This window comes from Pelomonas caseinilytica (assembly GCF_021353235.1).
Classification (GTDB): Bacteria; Pseudomonadota; Gammaproteobacteria; order Burkholderiales; family Burkholderiaceae_C; genus Pelomonas; species Pelomonas caseinilytica.
The window spans coordinates 267,469-283,162 of record NZ_JAJTWT010000004.1; the positions used below are offsets into that span (position 1 = coordinate 267,469).

Annotated in this window: 19 protein-coding genes; 8 read left to right on the plus strand and 11 right to left on the minus strand. The window is 69.2% G+C overall.

Annotation, left to right across the window (positions count from 1 at the left end):
• The first annotated feature begins 51 nt into the window (after positions 1-51).
• The 7 genes from nifV to nifA all read left to right on the plus strand — a co-directional run bounded on the left by nifV (position 52) and on the right by nifA (position 7,423).
• The gene (gene nifV, locus LXT12_RS11910; protein WP_233392281.1) at positions 52-1,212 is read left to right on the plus strand and encodes a homocitrate synthase; all 1,161 of its coding nucleotides are present in this window, start codon (positions 52-54) and stop codon (positions 1,210-1,212) included.
• A 26-nt stretch (positions 1,213-1,238) separates the two neighbouring features.
• Positions 1,239-1,580, plus strand: coding sequence for a nitrogenase-stabilizing/protective protein NifW (gene nifW / locus LXT12_RS11915; protein WP_233392283.1), 342 nt, complete (start codon positions 1,239-1,241; stop codon positions 1,578-1,580).
• A 21-nt stretch (positions 1,581-1,601) separates the two neighbouring features.
• Entirely contained in the window at positions 1,602-2,453 is an 852-nt protein-coding gene (locus LXT12_RS11920; RefSeq protein ID WP_233392285.1) for an electron transfer flavoprotein subunit beta/FixA family protein, read from the plus strand.
• Positions 2,454-2,663: 210 nt separating this feature from the next.
• Positions 2,664-3,797, plus strand: coding sequence for an electron transfer flavoprotein subunit alpha/FixB family protein (locus LXT12_RS11925; RefSeq protein WP_233392287.1), 1,134 nt, complete (start codon positions 2,664-2,666; stop codon positions 3,795-3,797).
• A 13-nt stretch (positions 3,798-3,810) separates the two neighbouring features.
• Positions 3,811-5,118 (plus strand): FAD-dependent monooxygenase, encoded by a 1,308-nt coding sequence (locus tag LXT12_RS11930; protein WP_233392289.1) that lies wholly within the window; start codon positions 3,811-3,813, stop codon positions 5,116-5,118.
• Between the two features lie 61 nt (positions 5,119-5,179).
• A complete protein-coding gene (locus LXT12_RS11935; protein ID WP_233392291.1) occupies positions 5,180-5,479 on the plus strand; it encodes a ferredoxin family protein in 300 nt (99 codons plus the stop codon).
• A 258-nt stretch (positions 5,480-5,737) separates the two neighbouring features.
• Positions 5,738-7,423 (plus strand): nif-specific transcriptional activator NifA, encoded by a 1,686-nt coding sequence (gene nifA, locus LXT12_RS11940; RefSeq protein ID WP_233392293.1) that lies wholly within the window; start codon positions 5,738-5,740, stop codon positions 7,421-7,423.
• A gap of 55 nt (positions 7,424-7,478) precedes the next feature.
• On the opposite strand, the gene LXT12_RS11945 is transcribed toward nifA, so the two are convergent.
• Positions 7,479-8,048 carry a dihydrofolate reductase family protein gene (locus LXT12_RS11945; protein ID WP_233392295.1) on the minus strand — a complete coding sequence of 190 codons (570 nt, stop codon included), beginning with the start codon at positions 8,046-8,048 and terminating at the stop codon, positions 7,479-7,481.
• 285 nt (positions 8,049-8,333) lie between these two features.
• Here LXT12_RS11945 and LXT12_RS11950 point away from each other — a divergent pair, with 285 nt between their 5' ends.
• Complete coding sequence (locus LXT12_RS11950) at positions 8,334-9,374, plus strand: S1/P1 nuclease (RefSeq protein ID WP_233392296.1); 1,041 nt, start codon at positions 8,334-8,336, stop codon at positions 9,372-9,374.
• Positions 9,375-9,416: 42 nt separating this feature from the next.
• Here the strand turns inward: LXT12_RS11950 and LXT12_RS11955 are convergent, their stop codons facing one another.
• The 10 genes from LXT12_RS11955 to LXT12_RS12000 all read right to left on the minus strand — a co-directional run bounded on the left by LXT12_RS11955 (position 9,417) and on the right by LXT12_RS12000 (position 15,659).
• Positions 9,417-9,671 carry a YfhL family 4Fe-4S dicluster ferredoxin gene (locus LXT12_RS11955; RefSeq protein WP_233392298.1) on the minus strand — a complete coding sequence of 85 codons (255 nt, stop codon included), beginning with the start codon at positions 9,669-9,671 and terminating at the stop codon, positions 9,417-9,419.
• Positions 9,672-9,852: 181 nt separating this feature from the next.
• Positions 9,853-10,347, minus strand: coding sequence for a pantetheine-phosphate adenylyltransferase (coaD, locus tag LXT12_RS11960; protein ID WP_233392300.1), 495 nt, complete (start codon positions 10,345-10,347; stop codon positions 9,853-9,855).
• On the minus strand, positions 10,344-10,895 hold the full coding sequence (gene rsmD, locus LXT12_RS11965) for a 16S rRNA (guanine(966)-N(2))-methyltransferase RsmD (protein WP_233392302.1): 552 nt from the start codon (positions 10,893-10,895) through the stop codon (positions 10,344-10,346). The genes coaD and rsmD overlap by 4 nt, the downstream gene beginning before the upstream one ends.
• Positions 10,896-11,675 (minus strand): imidazole glycerol phosphate synthase subunit HisF, encoded by a 780-nt coding sequence (gene hisF / locus LXT12_RS11970; RefSeq protein WP_233392304.1) that lies wholly within the window; start codon positions 11,673-11,675, stop codon positions 10,896-10,898.
• A 92-nt stretch (positions 11,676-11,767) separates the two neighbouring features.
• On the minus strand, positions 11,768-12,517 hold the full coding sequence (gene hisA / locus LXT12_RS11975) for a 1-(5-phosphoribosyl)-5-[(5-phosphoribosylamino)methylideneamino]imidazole-4-carboxamide isomerase (RefSeq protein ID WP_233392306.1): 750 nt from the start codon (positions 12,515-12,517) through the stop codon (positions 11,768-11,770).
• A 123-nt stretch (positions 12,518-12,640) separates the two neighbouring features.
• Complete coding sequence (gene hisH, locus LXT12_RS11980; protein WP_233392308.1) at positions 12,641-13,288, minus strand: imidazole glycerol phosphate synthase subunit HisH; 648 nt, start codon at positions 13,286-13,288, stop codon at positions 12,641-12,643.
• Between the two features lies 1 nt (position 13,289).
• The gene (gene hisB, locus LXT12_RS11985) at positions 13,290-13,877 is read right to left on the minus strand and encodes an imidazoleglycerol-phosphate dehydratase HisB (RefSeq protein ID WP_233392310.1); all 588 of its coding nucleotides are present in this window, start codon (positions 13,875-13,877) and stop codon (positions 13,290-13,292) included.
• Between the two features lie 8 nt (positions 13,878-13,885).
• The gene (gene hisC, locus LXT12_RS11990) at positions 13,886-14,953 is read right to left on the minus strand and encodes a histidinol-phosphate transaminase (protein WP_233392313.1); all 1,068 of its coding nucleotides are present in this window, start codon (positions 14,951-14,953) and stop codon (positions 13,886-13,888) included.
• A complete protein-coding gene (locus tag LXT12_RS11995; RefSeq protein WP_233392315.1) occupies positions 14,950-15,408 on the minus strand; it encodes a PIN domain-containing protein in 459 nt (152 codons plus the stop codon). The genes hisC and LXT12_RS11995 overlap by 4 nt, the downstream gene beginning before the upstream one ends.
• Positions 15,405-15,659 (minus strand): CopG family transcriptional regulator, encoded by a 255-nt coding sequence (locus LXT12_RS12000; protein ID WP_233392316.1) that lies wholly within the window; start codon positions 15,657-15,659, stop codon positions 15,405-15,407. The genes LXT12_RS11995 and LXT12_RS12000 overlap by 4 nt, the downstream gene beginning before the upstream one ends.
• Positions 15,660-15,694: the final 35 nt, after the last annotated feature.

Here is a 15,694-nt window from a genome sequence, read left to right on the forward strand (position 1 = left end):
CGGGGTGGCATACGCCTTGCGATGGAAGGGCCGAGGAGCCTGCACATCGCCATGACCGCCCCCATCTCCGACACCTGTCCCTACACGATCAACGACACCACCCTGCGTGACGGCGAGCAGACGGCGGGCGTGGCCTTCAGCGACGCCGAAAAGCTGGCCATCGCCCACGCGCTGGACGCGGCGGGCGTGCCGGAGATGGAGGTCGGCATCGCGGCCATGGGGGCGCAGGAGGTGGCGCTGATCCGGGACATCACCGGCTCCGTGTACCGGGCGCGCACCATGGTGTGGGCCCGCATGGCGGACGCGGACCTCACCGCCGCACTGACCTGCGGCGCCGACATCGTGCACATGGCGATCCCGGCGTCTGACCTGCAGATCGAGCGCAAGCTGCGCCGCGACCGCGCCTGGGTGCTGTCCACCGTGCGCCGCCTGGTGGACCGGGCGATCGACGCCGGCGCCACGGTGAGCGTGGGCTTCGAGGACGCCTCGCGCGCCGACCCCGCCTTCCTCGCCGAGATGGCCGGCGTGGCCCAACGGCACGGCGCGGTGCGCGTGCGGGTGGCCGACACCCTCGGCCTGCTCGACCCCTTCCAGACGCATACGCTGGTGGCCGGCCTGCGCCGCGAGGTGGATCTCGACATCGAGATCCACGCCCACGACGACCTGGGCCTGGCCACCGCCAACACGCTCGCCGCCTTGCGCGCCGGCGCCACGCATGCCAGCACCACCGTCAACGGCCTGGGCGAGCGCGCGGGCAATGCGCCGCTGGAAGAGGTGGCCATGGCGGCCCGCCACCTCTACGCGATGGAATGCGGCATCGACACGACCCGGCTTCCGGCCATCTCGCGCCTGGTCGCACGGGCCTCGGGCCGGCCGGTGGCGCCGGGCAAGAGCATCGTGGGCGAAGCCGTCTTCACGCACGAATCGGGCATCCACGTCGACGGGCTGCTGAAGGACCGCCGCAACTACGAGACCTTCAGGCCCGAGGAAGTGGGCGGGCACCACCGCCTCGTGCTGGGCAAGCACTCGGGCACGCACGGCGTGCGCGAGGCCTATGCGCGCCTGGGGCTGGTGCCCGACGAGGCGCTGGTGCACGCCCTGCTGGCCTGCGTGCGTGAACACGTGATGCGCACCAAGCGCGCGCCGGACGACGCCGACCTGATCCGCTTCTATACCGAATTGCTGCCCCGCATGGCAGCGCATGCCGCCTGAGCGAGCAACGCATGAAGGAGCTTCCGATGCAAACCCTGTTGAACCGGCTCAAGGCGCTGTCCAGCGCCGAGGACTTCCTGAACTTCTTCGGCGTGCCCTTCGATGAGCGCGTGGTGCAGGTCAACCGGCTGCACATCCTCAAGCGCTACTTCCAGTACCTCAACCGCACGGAGGGCGTCGAGGGGCTCGGCGAGGTGGAGTTGTTCGCACGCTACCGCGAGCTGCTGATGCAGGCCTACGAGGACTTCGTGCACTCCAACGCCCAGCGGGAGAAGGTCTTCAAGGTGTTCCAGACCGGCGACGGCCAGCAGCATGTGCAGCTCAGCAGCCTGCGCGAGAGCCTGGCGGGCCGCCGCCGCGCCGCCTGACCCCGGCCCCAGGAGAGCGACATGCACATCGTCGTCTGCATCAAGCAGGTGCCGGATTCGGCGCAGATCCGCGTCCACCCCGTCACCAACACCATCATGCGCCAGGGAGTGCCAGCCATCGTCAACCCCTACGACCTCTTCGCGCTGGAGGAGGCCCTGCGCCTGAAGGACCAGTTCGGCGGCCGCGTGACCGTGCTGTGCATGGGCCCGCCGCAGGCGGAAGACGCGCTGCGCAAGTGCATCAGCTTCGGGGCCACCGACGCCATCCTCGTCACCGACCGCGCCTTCGCCGGTGCCGACACGCTGGCCACCAGCTACGCACTGGCGGCCGCCATCCGCAAGATCGGCCAGGAGCAGGCGGTGGACCTGGTGTTCACGGGCAAGCAGACCATCGACGGCGACACCGCGCAGGTCGGCCCCGGCGTGGCCAAGCGGCTGGGCCTGCAGTTGCTGACTTATGTGAGCCGCGTCGTGGAGGTGGACCTGGATGCGCGCCGCCTGGTGGTGGAGCGCCGGGCCGAAGGCGGCGTGCAGGTGCTGCAGACGCGGCTGCCCTCCCTCATCACGATGCTGGAGGGCACGAACGAGATGCGCTTCGCCAGCATGGACGACATGCTGCGCGCCGGCCGCTGCCCGGTGCGCAAGTGGAACAAGGAAGACGCCGGCATCGAGGACGTCACCAAGATCGGCCTGAAGGGCAGCCCGACCATCGTCAGCAAGGTGTTCGCCCCCAAGGCCCGCAGCCAGCGCGCCGAGATGCAGGAGGTGGGCGATGGCAGCGGCGTCAACGACGTCTGCCTGAACCTGCTGCAGAAGATCTTCACCACCCACCCGACGCTCGAACAAGAGACGGTGGACCGGCTGTCCGCATGAGATGAAGCAGCCCCTCGCCCACCCTCGCATCGCTGAACGCGAGCGAGTCCGGTCGGTCCCCCGCGGGGACGGCGATGCTTGCGGCGTCGAGCCGCAAGCACATCGCCGGCGCGGGCCGGCTCGGGAGCGGCCCAGCGCTCGGCCCGCAATACATCGGTTTCACGCCCGCCGGGGTGGCGCCAAGCACCATGGACAACTGAGGAGCACCGCATGAGCCAATCCACCCCTCCCGCCGCACCGCCCATGGCTGCCGCCGCCGCGGCTGGTGCCGTGAAAACCGCCGGACGCAGCGGGCGCAACACCGAGCTGCCCGAGCACCTCAAGGCCTACAAGGGCGTGTGGGTGTTCGTCGAGCACGACCGCGGCCAGGTGCACGGCGTGAGCTGGGAGCTGATGGGCGAGGCCCGCAAGCTGGCCGACAAGCTGGGTGTCGACGTGAGCGGCGTGCTGCTGGGCGGTCCGGCCGACAGGCTGGACGACTTCGCCCGCGAGGCCTACGCCTACGGGGCCGACCACTGCTACGTGATGCGCGACCCGGTGCTGCAGGGCTACCGCAACGAACCCTTCACCAAGGGCCTGACCGACCTGGTCAACCGCTACCAGCCCGAGATCATGCTGCTGGGGGCCACGACGATGGGCCGCGACCTCGCCGGCAGCGTGGCCACCACCCTGGGCACGGGCCTGACGGCCGACTGCACCGAGCTGAACATCGACGGCCGCGCCCTGGCCGCAACGCGCCCGACCTTCGGCGGCAGCCTGCTGTGCACCATCATGACCCTGGCCTACCGGCCGCAGATGGCGACCATGCGCCCGCGCACCGCGCCCATGCCGCGGCGCGACGACACGCGCAGCGGCGGCATCACCGAGATGCCGCTGGGCATGATCGAGACCGACATCGTCACCAAGCTGCTGGACTTCATCCCCGACACCACGCGCAACACGGTGAACCTGGCCTACGCCGACATCATCGTCACGGGCGGCAAGGGGCTGAAGAACGCCGACAACTTCAAGCTGGTGTGGGAGCTGGCGCGCACGCTGGGGGCCGAGGTAGGCGCCACGCGCGCCGTGACCCAGGCCGGCTGGTGCGAGGCCGAGCGCCAGGTGGGCCAGACGGGCAAGACGGTGCGGCCCAAGCTCTACATCGCCGCCGGCGTGAGCGGCGCCATCCAGCACCGCGTGGGCATGGAGAGCTCGGACGTCATCGTCGCGATCAACACCGACCCCAACGCACCCATCTTCGACTTCGCCCACCACGGCATCGTCGGCAACGCGATGCAGGTGCTGCCGGTGCTGACCCAGGCCTTCAGAACCCACCTCGACAAACGCATCCGCAAGGCAGCGTGAAAGGAGACGCCTCATGAGCCAGGAAAAGTTCGATGCCATCGTCGTCGGTGCCGGCCCCTCGGGCAACACCGCCGCCTACACGCTGGCCAAGGCGGGTTTGAAGGTGCTGCAGATCGAGCGCGGCGAATACCCGGGCAGCAAGAACGTGCAGGGCGCCATCCTCTACGCCGACGCACTGGAGCGGGTCATCCCCGACTTCCGCGACGACGCACCGCTCGAACGCCACGTCATCGAGCAGCGCGTCTGGGTGCTGGACGACAACAGCTTCGTGGGTACCCACTACCGCAGCGACGACTACAACAAGCCGCCCTACAACCGCTACACCATCATCCGGGCGCAGTTCGACAAGTGGTTCAGCTCCAAGGTCCGGGAGGCGGGCGCGCTGCTGATCTGCGAGACCACGGTGGAGGAGCTGCTGATGGACGGCGAGCGCTGCATCGGCGTGCGCTGCGACCGCAAGGGCGGCGAGGTCTACGCCGACGTGGTGATCCTGGCCGACGGCGTCAACAGCACGCTGGCCCGCAAAGCGGGCTTCCATGGCGAACTCAAGGGCGAGAACGTGGCGCTGGCGGTGAAGGAGATCCTCTTCCTGCCGGAGGAGGTCATCCAGCAGCGCTTCAACATCGGCGAGGAGGAAGGCGTGGTCATCGAGATGATGGGCACGGTCACGGAAGGCATGGTGGGCACGGGCTTCCTGTACACCAACAAGGACTCGCTCACCATCGGCGTGGGCTGCATGCTGAGCGACTTCAAGAAGAACCCGGCCCGCACGACGCCCTATGCCCTGCTGGACAAGCTCAAGCGCCACCCCAGCATCGCGCCGCTGATCGAGGGCGGAGAGATGAAGGAGTACGCCGCCCACCTCATCCCCGAAGGCGGCTTCCACGCCGTGCCCAAGGTCTATGGCGAAGGCTGGATGATCGTCGGCGACTCCGGCGGCTTCGTGAATGCCGTGCACCGCGAGGGCAGCAACCTCGCGATGACCACCGGGCGGCTGGCGGCGGAGACCGTGATCGCCGCCAAGGCAGCCGGCCGGCCGCTCACCGCCAGGACGCTCAAGGCCTACAAGGACAGCCTGGACGAGAGCTTCGTCATGAAGGACCTGCACAAGTACCGCGACATGCCCCAGGTGCTGCACGACAGCCCGCAGTTCTTCACCACCTACCCGGCCCTGGTCAACCGCGCGGCCAAGACCATGTTCACGGTCGACGGCATCGACAAGAAGGCCAAGGAGCGCGCGATCTTCGGCAGCTTCAAGGCCGCACGCCGCTGGCGCGGCCTGCTGGGCGACGCCGTCAAGCTCTGGAGGGCCTTCAGATGACGGGCCCCGCCCCGACGCGGCAGCGCCGCGCCCCCTGCAACGCCCTGCGTGAGGTCAAACCATGAGCACGATCACGGTCAACGTGGAAGAGAAGCTGTTCCAGAACCGCTACCGGGTCGACCACGGCCGGCCGCACATCCGCATCAAGGACGCCGCCGTCTGCAGCAACGAGTGCCGGCAGCAAAGCTGCACCTACATCTGCCCCGCCTCCTGCTACAAGGCCGAGGGCAATGGCGGGGTGACCCTGATCACCGACGGCTGCCTGGAGTGCGGCAGTTGCCGCGTGATCTGCAGCGAGCACCTCAACGTCGCCTGGGAGTACCCGCGCGGCGGCCACGGCATCCTGTTCAAGTTCGGGTGAGCGGCCATGGACGGTGTCGCGGCCTTGCAGCGCCCTGCGGTGACGCCGCAGCACAAAGCGGCCATGTCGCACGAGCCGATGGCCGCCCGTGCCGCGTGACGGCCGCCGGCCGCGGGCGTGGCGCGGTTCTTGCGTTTTCCCTCATCGAGTGCGGAGCACGGGGGCCGACTGCCCCGCGCCGATGCATGGCCTCCAACGGCGGCGGGCCCATGCACCGGCGACGTGCCGAGCAGCCGATCAAGGAGGTGCGCGGTGTCGTTGAGCCGGACAACCCATGACCATCGGTCCCATCTGGAACTGATCACGATTTACGAGATCTGCCGGATCCTGGGAGCCTCGCTGGACATCGGGCGCACCTTCCGCGGCGCCCTGAACGTGATGGCGGCCCACGTCGGCCTGGACCGGGCCATGATCGTGCTGCCCGACGCCGAGGAAGGCCGGCTGCGCGTGCACTGCTCCATCGGGCTGACGCGAGAGCAGGAGGAGCGCGGCGTGTGGAAGCACGGCGAAGGCGTCATCGGGCACGTGTTCGCCACGGGCATGCCCGTGGTGGTGCCGGACGTGGCCCAGGCCCCGGAGTTCATCGACCGCACACAGGCCTTCGGCGCCGCGGAGGGCCAGATGATGGCTTTCGTCGTCGTGCCGCTGAAGACGGACAACGCGGTCGTCGGCGTGCTGGCGGCCCAGCGTGCGGTGAAGGGCGGCGCCCGGCTAGCGGACGACCAGCGCATCCTGACCATGGTCGCCACGCTGCTCGCCCAGGCGGCCTCGCTGCACAGGGCGGTCAGCGACGAGCACCGGCGCCTGCAGCAGGAGACCACGCGGCTGCAGAAGGCGCTGCAGCGCGAGCCGCGCGGGCGCTACGTGCTGGACAACGTCATCGGCCACTCCAGGCCCATGCAGCAGGTGTTCGCCGAAGTCCACCAGGCCGCACCGTCGCGCGCGACGGTCCTGCTGCGCGGTGAAAGCGGCACCGGCAAGGAGGCCGTCGCCCGGGCCATCCATTTCCTGTCGCCGCGCAAGGACGCGCCCTTCATCAAGGTCAACTGCGCGGCTTTGACCGAGAGCCTGCTGGAGAGCGAACTCTTCGGCCATGAGAAGGGCTCATTCACCGGCGCGGTCGGCGACCGCAAGGGCCGCTTCGAGCTGGCGCACGGCGGCACGCTCTTCCTGGACGAGATCGGCGACGTGTCGCCGGCCTTCCAGGCCAAGCTGCTGCGCGTGCTGCAGGAGCGCGAGTTCGAACGCGTGGGCGGCAGCAAGGCCGTGAAGGTGGACGTGCGCCTGATCTGCGCCACCAACCGCGACCTGGAGAAGATGGTGCAGCGCGGCGAGTACCGCGCCGACCTGTACTACCGCATCAACGTCGTCTCCATCACGCTGCCGCCGCTGCGCGAGCGGCGCGAGGACATCCCACCGCTCGTCGCGCACTTCATCGACCGCTTCAACAAGGAGAACCGGCGGGAACTCAAGGTCACGCCCGAGGCGATGAAGGTGCTCTCGGCCTGCTACTGGCCGGGCAATGTGCGCGAACTCGAAAACTGCGTGGAGCGCACCGCCACCATGGTGCAGGGCGACACCATCCGCGACCTGGCCTTCCCGTGCCGGCAGAACCGCTGCCTGACACAGACCCTGCATTTCCTGGACAAGGCCGACGCGGTCGCCGCGGCGGCACCGTCGATGCCGTCCTCCCGCGGGTCGCAGCCGGTGGCGACAGCGCCCTCGGAGGTGACGCGCATCGGCCCCACGCACTCGCTGCCGGCCGCCCCGCAGCCGGCGTCAGCCGACGCGGCCGACCCACCCCAGGACGAGCGCGATCGCCTCATCTGGGCGATGGAGCAATGCGGCTGGGTGCAGGCCAAGGCGGCCCGGCTGCTGCGCGTCACGCCTCGCCAGCTGGGCTACGCCCTGCAGAAGAACCGCATCGAGGTGCGCAAGTTCTGATCGCGCACTGCGCTCGAGCGAGACATCGCGCGGATGCCGGTGGCGCGCCGCCCGCTCAGCGACGAACGCGATAGCGAATGTGCGTGGCATCCGGCGTGTCGATCACCCGAACGATTTCCAGTTCAATCCGCGATGGCAATACGTCGAACAGCCGACGGCCGCCGCCGAACAGCACAGGAATCTGATGGATCTGCAGTTCGTCCAGCACACCGGCCTCGAGCGCCCGCTGGGCTGTGTACGCGCCGAGCACCAGCGCGTTCAGATTGCCGGCGGCCGCCTTCGCCTGCGCCATCGCGCTCTCGATTCCGTCACGCACATACGTCACCAACGGGTAGTTCGCGACGGATGGGCCGGGCGGCCGGCGGCTGGGCACGAAGATGGGGACGCCGTGGTTGTCACCGCCCCAGTGATCGATCTGCTCCACGGTACGCCGGCCCGCCAATATCGATCCAGGCCGGTTCCACTCGTCCCACAGTTCTCCGACGGCCCCTGACGGCCGGGAGAAGTCCCCATACCACTCGTGTAGCCGGTCGAAGGCGTCGCCTCCGGGGTTGCCGACTTCGTCGTTCGGACCCGCGATATATCCGTCGAGCGACATTGACATGAACAGTACCGATGCAGACATGGGCGTCTCCTGGCCCTCGAAACGATGGCCTATGCACCTACGACGAGCGATGTGAAGCAGGATCGACGTGAGCGCTTCAGTTTTTTGCCCGTGGTCCCTCGACGAATTCGGTCGATCATGATGTTGGGGTTCGCAGGCGCACCCCTGAGATTCCGGATTCGAGGTGCGGGGACAGACGGCGGTCCTGTGCCGCCGCTCCGCTGTCACGCCAAATTCGCCACCTCCTTCATTGACCCGCCTCGCCGCCCAGGCAAGATGGCGACCTCGACCGTCCGAAGGACCGCCATGCGCCGCCTGCTCGTCACCACCTTGCTCGCTACCCCGTTGCTCGTCCAGGCCTGGGGGGCCGACGGCCACCAGACGGTGGGCGCCATCGCGGCCGGCCTCATCAAGGGCACGCCGGTCGAGGCTCGTGTCGCCGCGCTGCTCGGCGACATGCCGCTGCCGCTGGCGGCCATCTGGGCCGACTGCGCCAAGGGCATCTCGCCGGCCCAGCCCTACACCTATCCCACGCCCGGCAAATACGCCGAGTGCGCCGCGCTGGAAACGCCCGAACGCATCGCCGAGATGGCCGACTACGTCAGGCGCAACGACCGCCAGTGCAAGATCGGCATGGACGAGGACAGCTGCCACAAGCAGACGCATTACGCCGACGTGCCGCTGCAGCGCAGCCGCTACCTGCCGGGCTTCACCGGCACGCGGCCGGACGACGTCGTCGGCGCACTGCGCCAGGCCATCCTCGTGCTGCAGGGCCGGCCGACGACGGGCCAGCCGAACTACAAGTCCCAGCGGGAAGCGCTGCTGGTGCTGGCCCACCTGGTGGGCGACGTGCACCAGCCGCTGCACGTCGGCGCGGCCTATCTCGACGCTACCGGCCGGCGCGTCGACCCCGACAAGACCGGCTTCGATCCCGCGAGCTTCACCGTGGGCGGCAACAGCCTGTTCGTGGTGGCCGCGCCCAAGCCGGCCGCGGCGCAGCCCGAGCTGGCGGCGGCCTTCGGGCCGTTGAAGATGCATTCGCTGTGGGACGGCGTGCCCGACCGGCTCAAGCCCGGCCGTGTCGACGCCGCCTGGCTGGCGCAGGCGCGCAAGGTTCACGCCAACCGGGGCGACCCGGCCGACTGGCCCGCACGCTGGGCCACGCAGTCGCTGGAGGAGGCCGGCGTGGCCTTCGAGGGCCTGAGCTTCTCGCCCAAGGAGGGTTCGCACTGGAACGTCAGCCTGCCGGGCGGCTACAGCGCCAAGGCCGAGGCGATCAAGCGCGAGCAGCTGACGCTTGCTGGCGCGCGGCTGGCGGCGGTGCTGAAGGCGGTGTTCCCGAAGTAGACGTCCAAGCAAGCGCCGAAGCAGGCGCCGGGCGCCGTGGCCTCAGGTGGCGGCCTCGGTGAGGCGCAGGTACTTCTGCATCAGCGTCTCGCGGCTTTCGATGTGGGCCGGGTTCACCGGAATGCAGGCCACGGGGCAGAGCGCCACGCATTGCGGCTCGTCGAAGTGGCCGACGCATTCCGTGCACTTGGCGGGGTCGATCCTGTAGAACTCCTCGCCCATGCTGATGGCGTTGTTCGGGCAGGCCGGTTCGCAGACGTCGCAGTTGATGCATTCGTCCGTGATCATCAGCGCCATGGCTTGCTCCCGATGGCTGGGCTCACGGATACAGCTGACGCCCGGACATCTCTCGACACAAGCCTCAAAACACAGCCACAGAGGCGCAGAGGCACAGAGAAGCTCGTGCGAAGCCAACCGGGCCCTCTGTGTCTCTGTGCCTCTGTGGCCATGTTCATGGCCGATTGCAAAGCCAGGCCTCTCATTTGGCGGTCCGACCGTTCAGCCGGGCCAGGACGCCCGCCGACACGAATTCCGCCACCTCGCCGCCCAGCGTCGCGATCTCGCGGACGAAGGTGCTGGAGGTGTACTGGTGCTTCTCGCCGGGCGTCAGGAAGATGGTCTCGACCTCGGGCATGAGCTTGCGGTTCATACCGGCCATCTGGAACTCGTATTCGAAGTCACCACCGGTGCGCAGGCCGCGCACGACGACACGCCCGCTGTGGGCGCGCACGAAGTCGCGCAGGAGGCCGTCGAAGGCGATGACCTCGACGTTGCCCAGCGGCGCGGCGACTTCCTGGGCCATGGCCAGGCGCTCGTCCAGCGAGAACAGGGTCTTCTTGTGGTGGCCCACGGCCACGGCCAGCACCAGCCGCTCGAACATGCCGGCAGCCCGGCGCATCAGGTCTTCGTGGCCCAGGGTGATGGGGTCGAAGGTGCCCGGGTAGACGGCGGTGATGGCGGTGCGCGTGGTCATGGCGCCGGATTGTCCCCCCGGCGCAGCAGCCGGTAGTGCACGGCGCCGGCACGGCCCTCGCGCCAGACGGTGAATCCGGCCGGCGCGGCGATGTCGCGCGGCGCCTCGACGTAGATCAGGCCGCCCTCGGCCAGCAGCGGCGCGGCGGCCTGCAGGGCGGCGTCGAAGAGGTCGGCGGCGAACGGCGGGTCGAGCAGGATGAGGTCGAAGCGGCCAGGCGGCTGCGATCGCATCCAGGCCAGCGCGTCGGCGGTGTGGACGCTGACGGTGGTCGCCTTCAGCCGCTGGGCACTCGCGCGCAGGCCGGCCGCCAGCCGGGCGTCGCGTTCGACGAGCACGACTTCGGCCGCGTCGCGCGAGGCCGCCTCGAAGCCCAGGGCGCCGCTGCCGGCGAAGGCGTCGAGCACGCGCCAGCCGGTGAGCGCCTGGCCCAGCCAGTTGAACAAGGTCTCGCGGATGCGGTCGGACGTGGGGCGCAGGCCGGGTGCGTCGGGCACGGGCAGCTTGGAGCGCTTCCACTGCCCGCCGATGATGCGGACCTCGCCCATTCAGGTCCTGACGGGGATGCCCCGCGCGGCCATCAGGGCCTTGGCCTCGCCCACCGTGTGCTGGCCGAAGTGGAAGATGCTGGCGGCCAGCACCGCGTCGGCGCCGCCTTTCGTGATGCCGTCGGCCAGGTCGTCCAGCGTGCCCACGCCGCCGGAAGCGATGACGGGCACCGGCACGGCGTCGCTGACGGCACGGGTGAGTTCCAGGTCGAAGCCGCTCTTGGTGCCGTCGCGATCCATGCTGGTCAGCAGGATCTCGCCGGCCCCGAACTCCGCCATCTGGCGGGCCCAGGCCACGGCGTCGAGGCCGACGTTCTTGCGTCCGCCGTGGGTGTAGACGTCCCAGCCGGGGCCGCGCGCGGCGAGGTCGTCGCCCTGGCGGCGCTTGGCGTCGATGGCGACGACGATGCACTGCGCGCCGTAGCGGTCGCTGGCGGCGCGGATGAGTTCGGGGTCGGCCACGGCCGCGGAGTTGAAGCTGACCTTGTCGGCGCCGGCATTGAGCAGCCGCCGCACGTCGGCCACCGAGCGCACGCCGCCGCCCACCGTCAGCGGGATGAAGACCTGGCTGGCAACGTCCTCGATGATGTGCAGGATGAGGTCGCGGCCGTCGCTGGTGGCGGTGATGTCGAGGAAGGTGATCTCGTCGGCACCCTGCTCGTTGTAGCGGGCGGCGATGTCCACCGGGTCGCCGGCATCGCGCAGGCCGACGAAGTTGACGCCCTTGACCACGCGGCCGGCGGTGACGTCGAGGCAGGGAATGATGCGTTTGGCGAGCATGGCGGGCAGTCGGGAGGAGGCCGGATTATCCCGGGCGCGCCGGCACCGCCCGGCGGCGCCTGGCCGGCCGGGCGACGACGCGGGAAGCGCGCTCAGCTCGCGGCGGCGAGCAGCGCGTCGGCACGCGCCTGGGCGGCGGCGAAGTCGAGGGCGCCGGTGTAGATGGAGCGCCCGCAGATGACGCCTTCGACACCTTCGCTCTCGACGGCGCACAGCCGCTCGATGTCGGCGATGTCCGAGAGGCCGCCCGAGGCGATGACAGGGATGGTCAAGGCCTGGGCCAGCTTGACGGTGGCGTCGATGTTGATGCCGGTGAGCATGCCGTCTCGGCCGATGTCGGTGTAGATGACGCCTTCGACGCCATAGTCCTCGAACTTGCGGGCCAGGTCGACGACCTCGTGGCCGGTGAGCTTGCTCCAGCCGTCCGTCGCGACCTTGCCGTCCTTGGCGTCCAGCCCCACGATGATGTGGCCGCCGAAGGCGCTGCAGGCGTCCTTCAGGAAGCCCGGGCTCTTGACCGCCGCGGTGCCGATGATGACGTAGGAGAGACCGTCGTCCAGGTAGCGCTCGATGGTGTCGAGGTCACGGATGCCGCCGCCGAGCTGGATGGGGATCTCGTCGCCCACCTCCTGGATGATGGCCTTGATGGCCGGTTCGTTGACCGGCTTGCCCGCGAAGGCGCCGTTCAGGTCCACCAGGTGCAGGCGGCGGGCGCCGGCGTCGAGCCAGCGGCGCGCCATCGCGGCGGGGTCTTCGCCGAAGGTGGTGGAGTCGTTCATGTCGCCTTGCTTGAGGCGGACGCAGCGACCGTCTTTCAGGTCGATGGCAGGGATCAGCAGCATGGCTGGTGGCAGGGACGCAAGAGGGTGGGAAAAAGGTGCGGCAAAGAGGCTGTGAGCCGTGCGCGAGTGCCCGAGCGGCGTCCGGGCGGAACGAGCGGGCATGAGGGCATGGCTCCCAGCCTCTCAGGGACTCCAGTGCAGGAAATTGCGGTACAGGGCGAGGCCCAGCGCAGCACTTTTCTCGGGGTGGAATTGGGTCGCAAAAATATTATCCCGGGCCACTGCACAGGTAAAGCGCAAGCCGTAGTCGGTTTCGCCGGCGGCGTGCTCGGGGGACCCGGTCGTCGCATAGAAGCTATGGACGAAGTAGAACCAGCTGTCGTCCGGGATGCCATCCCAAACTGGATGGGCACGCGACTGGTGCACGCGGTTCCAGCCCATCTGCGGGACCTTGTAGCGGCTGCCGTCCTCCTGCAGCCGGCCCTCGAGACGGAAGCGCTGCACCCGCCCCGGGATGAGGCCGAGGCCGGGCGTGTCCTGCTCCTCGCTGTGGTCGAGCAGCATCTGCATGCCCACGCAAACGCCCAGCAGCGGCTTGGTGGCGGCGGCCTCGAGCACGGCCTCCTTGGCGCCCGAGGCGGCGAGCTCGGCCATGCAGTCGCGCATGGCGCCCTGGCCCGGCAGCACGACGCGCTCGGCGGCGCGGATGACGTCGGGGTCGGCCGTGATGGCCACGTCGAACCCGGTCCCGGCGGCCACGTGGATGACGGCCTGCGAGACCGAACGGAGGTTGCCCATGCCGTAGTCGACCACGGCCACGGTTCGCTTCATGTCAGAGGCTGCCTTTGGTGGAAGGGATGACACCGGCCGAGCGCGGGTCGGGCGTCGTGGCCATGCGCAGGGCGCGGCCGAAGGCCTTGAAGATGGTCTCGGCCTGGTGGTGGGCGTTGTGGCCCTTGAGGTTGTCGACGTGCACCGTGGCCAGCGCCAGGTTGGCGAAGCCCTGGAAGAACTCGTAGGTGAGCTGGGTGTCGAACTGGCCGATGCTGCCGGCCGTGAACTTCACGTCCATGTGCAGGCCCGGGCGGCCGGACAGGTCGATGACCACGCGCGACAGGGCCTCGTCCAGCGGCACGTAGCTGTGGCCGTAGCGCGTGAGGCCGGCCTTGTCGCCCACGGCCTGCGCCACCGCCATGCCGAGGGTGATGCCGACGTCCTCGACGCTGTGGTGGCCGTCGATGTGCAGGTCACCCTCGCAGTGGATGTCGAGATCGATCATGCCGTGGCGGGCGATCTGGTCGAGCATGTGGTCGAAGAAGCCGATGCCGGTGTGCAGCTTGGACTGGCCCGTGCCGTCGAGGTTGACGCGCACGGTGATGCGGGTCTCGCGGGTGTTGCGGGTGACTTCGGCGATTCTCATGGGGCGTCTCAGGCGAGGATGGCGTCGAGGGCGGCAAGCAGCGAATCGGTATCGGCCTCGGTGCCGACGCTGATGCGCAGGAAGGGCGCGATGCGCGCCGGGCGCTTGAAATGGCGCACCAGCACCTTGTGGCCGCGCAGCAGCGTCAGCAGTTCGGCGGCGTCGCGACCGGGGAAGCTCGCGAAGATGAAGTTGGCCGCCGAGGGCAGCACGACGGCGCCGCGGGCGCGCAGGGCCTCGCTCATGCGCTCGCGCGTGGCGACGACGCGCTCGAGCGTGCGCGCCAGCCAGGCCGTGTCGTCCAGGGCCGCCACGCTGCCAGCGATGGCCAGGCGGTCCAGCGGGTAGGAGTTGAAGCTGTCCTTCACCCGGGTCAAGGCCTCGATGAGCGGCGCCTGCCCGATGGCATAGCCGACGCGCAGCCCGGCCAGGGCGTGGGACTTGGACAGGGTGCGCACCACCAGCAGCTGCTCATGCTGCGCGACCAGGGGAATCGCGCTTTCGGCGCCGTACTCGGCATAGGCCTCGTCCACGACGACGACCGAGCCGGTGTTGGCCCGCAGCAGCCTTTCGACCTCGGCGCGCGGCATGGCCATGCCGGTCGGCGCGTTCGGGTTGGGAAAGATGATGCCGCCGTTGGGGCTGGCGGCCAGCAGGTCGTCGACGCGCAGGCTGAAGTCCTCGGCCAGCGCCACTTCGCGCGCCGCGATGCCGTAGAGCCTGGCGTAGACCGGATAGAAGCTGTAGCTGACGTCGGGGTAGAGCAGCGGCGATTCATGGCGCAGCAGCGCGTGGAAGGCGTGCGCCAGCACTTCGTCCGAGCCGTTGCCGACGAAGACCTGCTCGACCGGCACGCCGTGGTGGCGCGCAATCGCCTCCTTCAGCGCCCGGGCTTCAGGATCTGGATAGAGCCGCAGCGATTCCCCCACCGCTGCGGCGATCGCCTGCTGGGCTGATTCGCTCGGCGGATAAGGGCATTCGTTGGTATTGAGCTTGACCAGCCCCTCGATGCGGGGCTGCTCGCCGGGGACGTAGGGTGTGAGGCCGTGGACGACCTCGCTCCAGAAGCGGCTCATGGGGTTTCGGGGGGCAGGTCGTCGAGCAGCTCGGGGCCGAGGACGAAGGGGTTGACGATGCGCAGCTTGTCGATGCGCTGGTCGTGCGGCAGGTCTTCGGTGAGGAACAGCGTGCAGCCCATTTGCTGGGCAGCGGCCACCATCAGGGCGTCCCTGTAGCTCAGGCCGTAGCGGCTCTCGACCGCCCAGGCCGATTCGACGGTGGGATGGTCGATCTGCCAGGGCTGCCACACCTGGTATCGACGTACCTCGGCGCGCGCGTCGCCGGCCGAGATGGCACTGGAGAACTTGCGCCGCGCATTGGCGTAGAACTCGTTGAGGACCTGGGTACTCAGCCGCCCGCAGCGACGCTGCCAGCAGACCGCCAGCCACTGCCTTGCACCGTCCCGCTTGGCCGGCAGCTTGTCGTCCACAGCGTAAAGCAGGACATTGGTGTCGACGAAGACGGCACTCACGGCTGATCCGCGCGACCGCGGAGGTAGGCGCGGTCATTGGCTTGTTCGCGCGTCAGGTAGGGCCCGGTGGACTTGCCCCAGCTGCGCCACTCCAGGGCCTCGCGCATGGCGCGCTCGTAAGCGTCGTCGTGCCGCATCTTGTCGGCGAGCATCTCGCCCACCAGCCGAGACACGCTGGTGTTGCGCTTGGCGGCTTCGATGCGCACCCAGTCGGCGACGGCGTCGTCCATGGAGACGGTGACGTTCTTCATGGCCCGTAGATTACACGAAGTTCGTGTTGCACGAA

Excerpts from the sequence above, each read along its gene's own strand:
- LXT12_RS11925 (WP_233392287.1), top strand. The coding sequence starts at position 2,664 with ATGAGCCAATCCACCCCTCCCGCCGCACCGCCCATGGCTGCCGCCGCC.
- nifW (WP_233392283.1), top strand. The coding sequence starts at position 1,239 with ATGCAAACCCTGTTGAACCGGCTCAAGGCGCTGTCCAGCGCCGAGGAC.
- rsmD (WP_233392302.1), bottom strand. The coding sequence starts at position 10,895 with ATGGGCGAGGTCCGCATCATCGGCGGGCAGTGGAAGCGCTCCAAGCTG.
- LXT12_RS11935 (WP_233392291.1), top strand. The coding sequence starts at position 5,180 with ATGAGCACGATCACGGTCAACGTGGAAGAGAAGCTGTTCCAGAACCGC.
- hisF (WP_233392304.1), bottom strand. The coding sequence starts at position 11,675 with ATGCTCGCCAAACGCATCATTCCCTGCCTCGACGTCACCGCCGGCCGC.
- hisB (WP_233392310.1), bottom strand. The coding sequence starts at position 13,877 with ATGAGAATCGCCGAAGTCACCCGCAACACCCGCGAGACCCGCATCACC.
- LXT12_RS12000 (WP_233392316.1), bottom strand. The coding sequence starts at position 15,659 with ATGAAGAACGTCACCGTCTCCATGGACGACGCCGTCGCCGACTGGGTG.
- LXT12_RS11920 (WP_233392285.1), top strand. The coding sequence starts at position 1,602 with ATGCACATCGTCGTCTGCATCAAGCAGGTGCCGGATTCGGCGCAGATC.
- nifV (WP_233392281.1), top strand. The coding sequence starts at position 52 with ATGACCGCCCCCATCTCCGACACCTGTCCCTACACGATCAACGACACC.
- hisA (WP_233392306.1), bottom strand. The coding sequence starts at position 12,517 with ATGCTGCTGATCCCTGCCATCGACCTGAAAGACGGTCGCTGCGTCCGC.
- LXT12_RS11955 (WP_233392298.1), bottom strand. The coding sequence starts at position 9,671 with ATGGCGCTGATGATCACGGACGAATGCATCAACTGCGACGTCTGCGAA.
- hisC (WP_233392313.1), bottom strand. The coding sequence starts at position 14,953 with ATGAGCCGCTTCTGGAGCGAGGTCGTCCACGGCCTCACACCCTACGTC.
- hisH (WP_233392308.1), bottom strand. The coding sequence starts at position 13,288 with ATGAAGCGAACCGTGGCCGTGGTCGACTACGGCATGGGCAACCTCCGT.
- LXT12_RS11945 (WP_233392295.1), bottom strand. The coding sequence starts at position 8,048 with ATGTCTGCATCGGTACTGTTCATGTCAATGTCGCTCGACGGATATATC.
- LXT12_RS11930 (WP_233392289.1), top strand. The coding sequence starts at position 3,811 with ATGAGCCAGGAAAAGTTCGATGCCATCGTCGTCGGTGCCGGCCCCTCG.
- coaD (WP_233392300.1), bottom strand. The coding sequence starts at position 10,347 with ATGACCACGCGCACCGCCATCACCGCCGTCTACCCGGGCACCTTCGAC.
- LXT12_RS11950 (WP_233392296.1), top strand. The coding sequence starts at position 8,334 with ATGCGCCGCCTGCTCGTCACCACCTTGCTCGCTACCCCGTTGCTCGTC.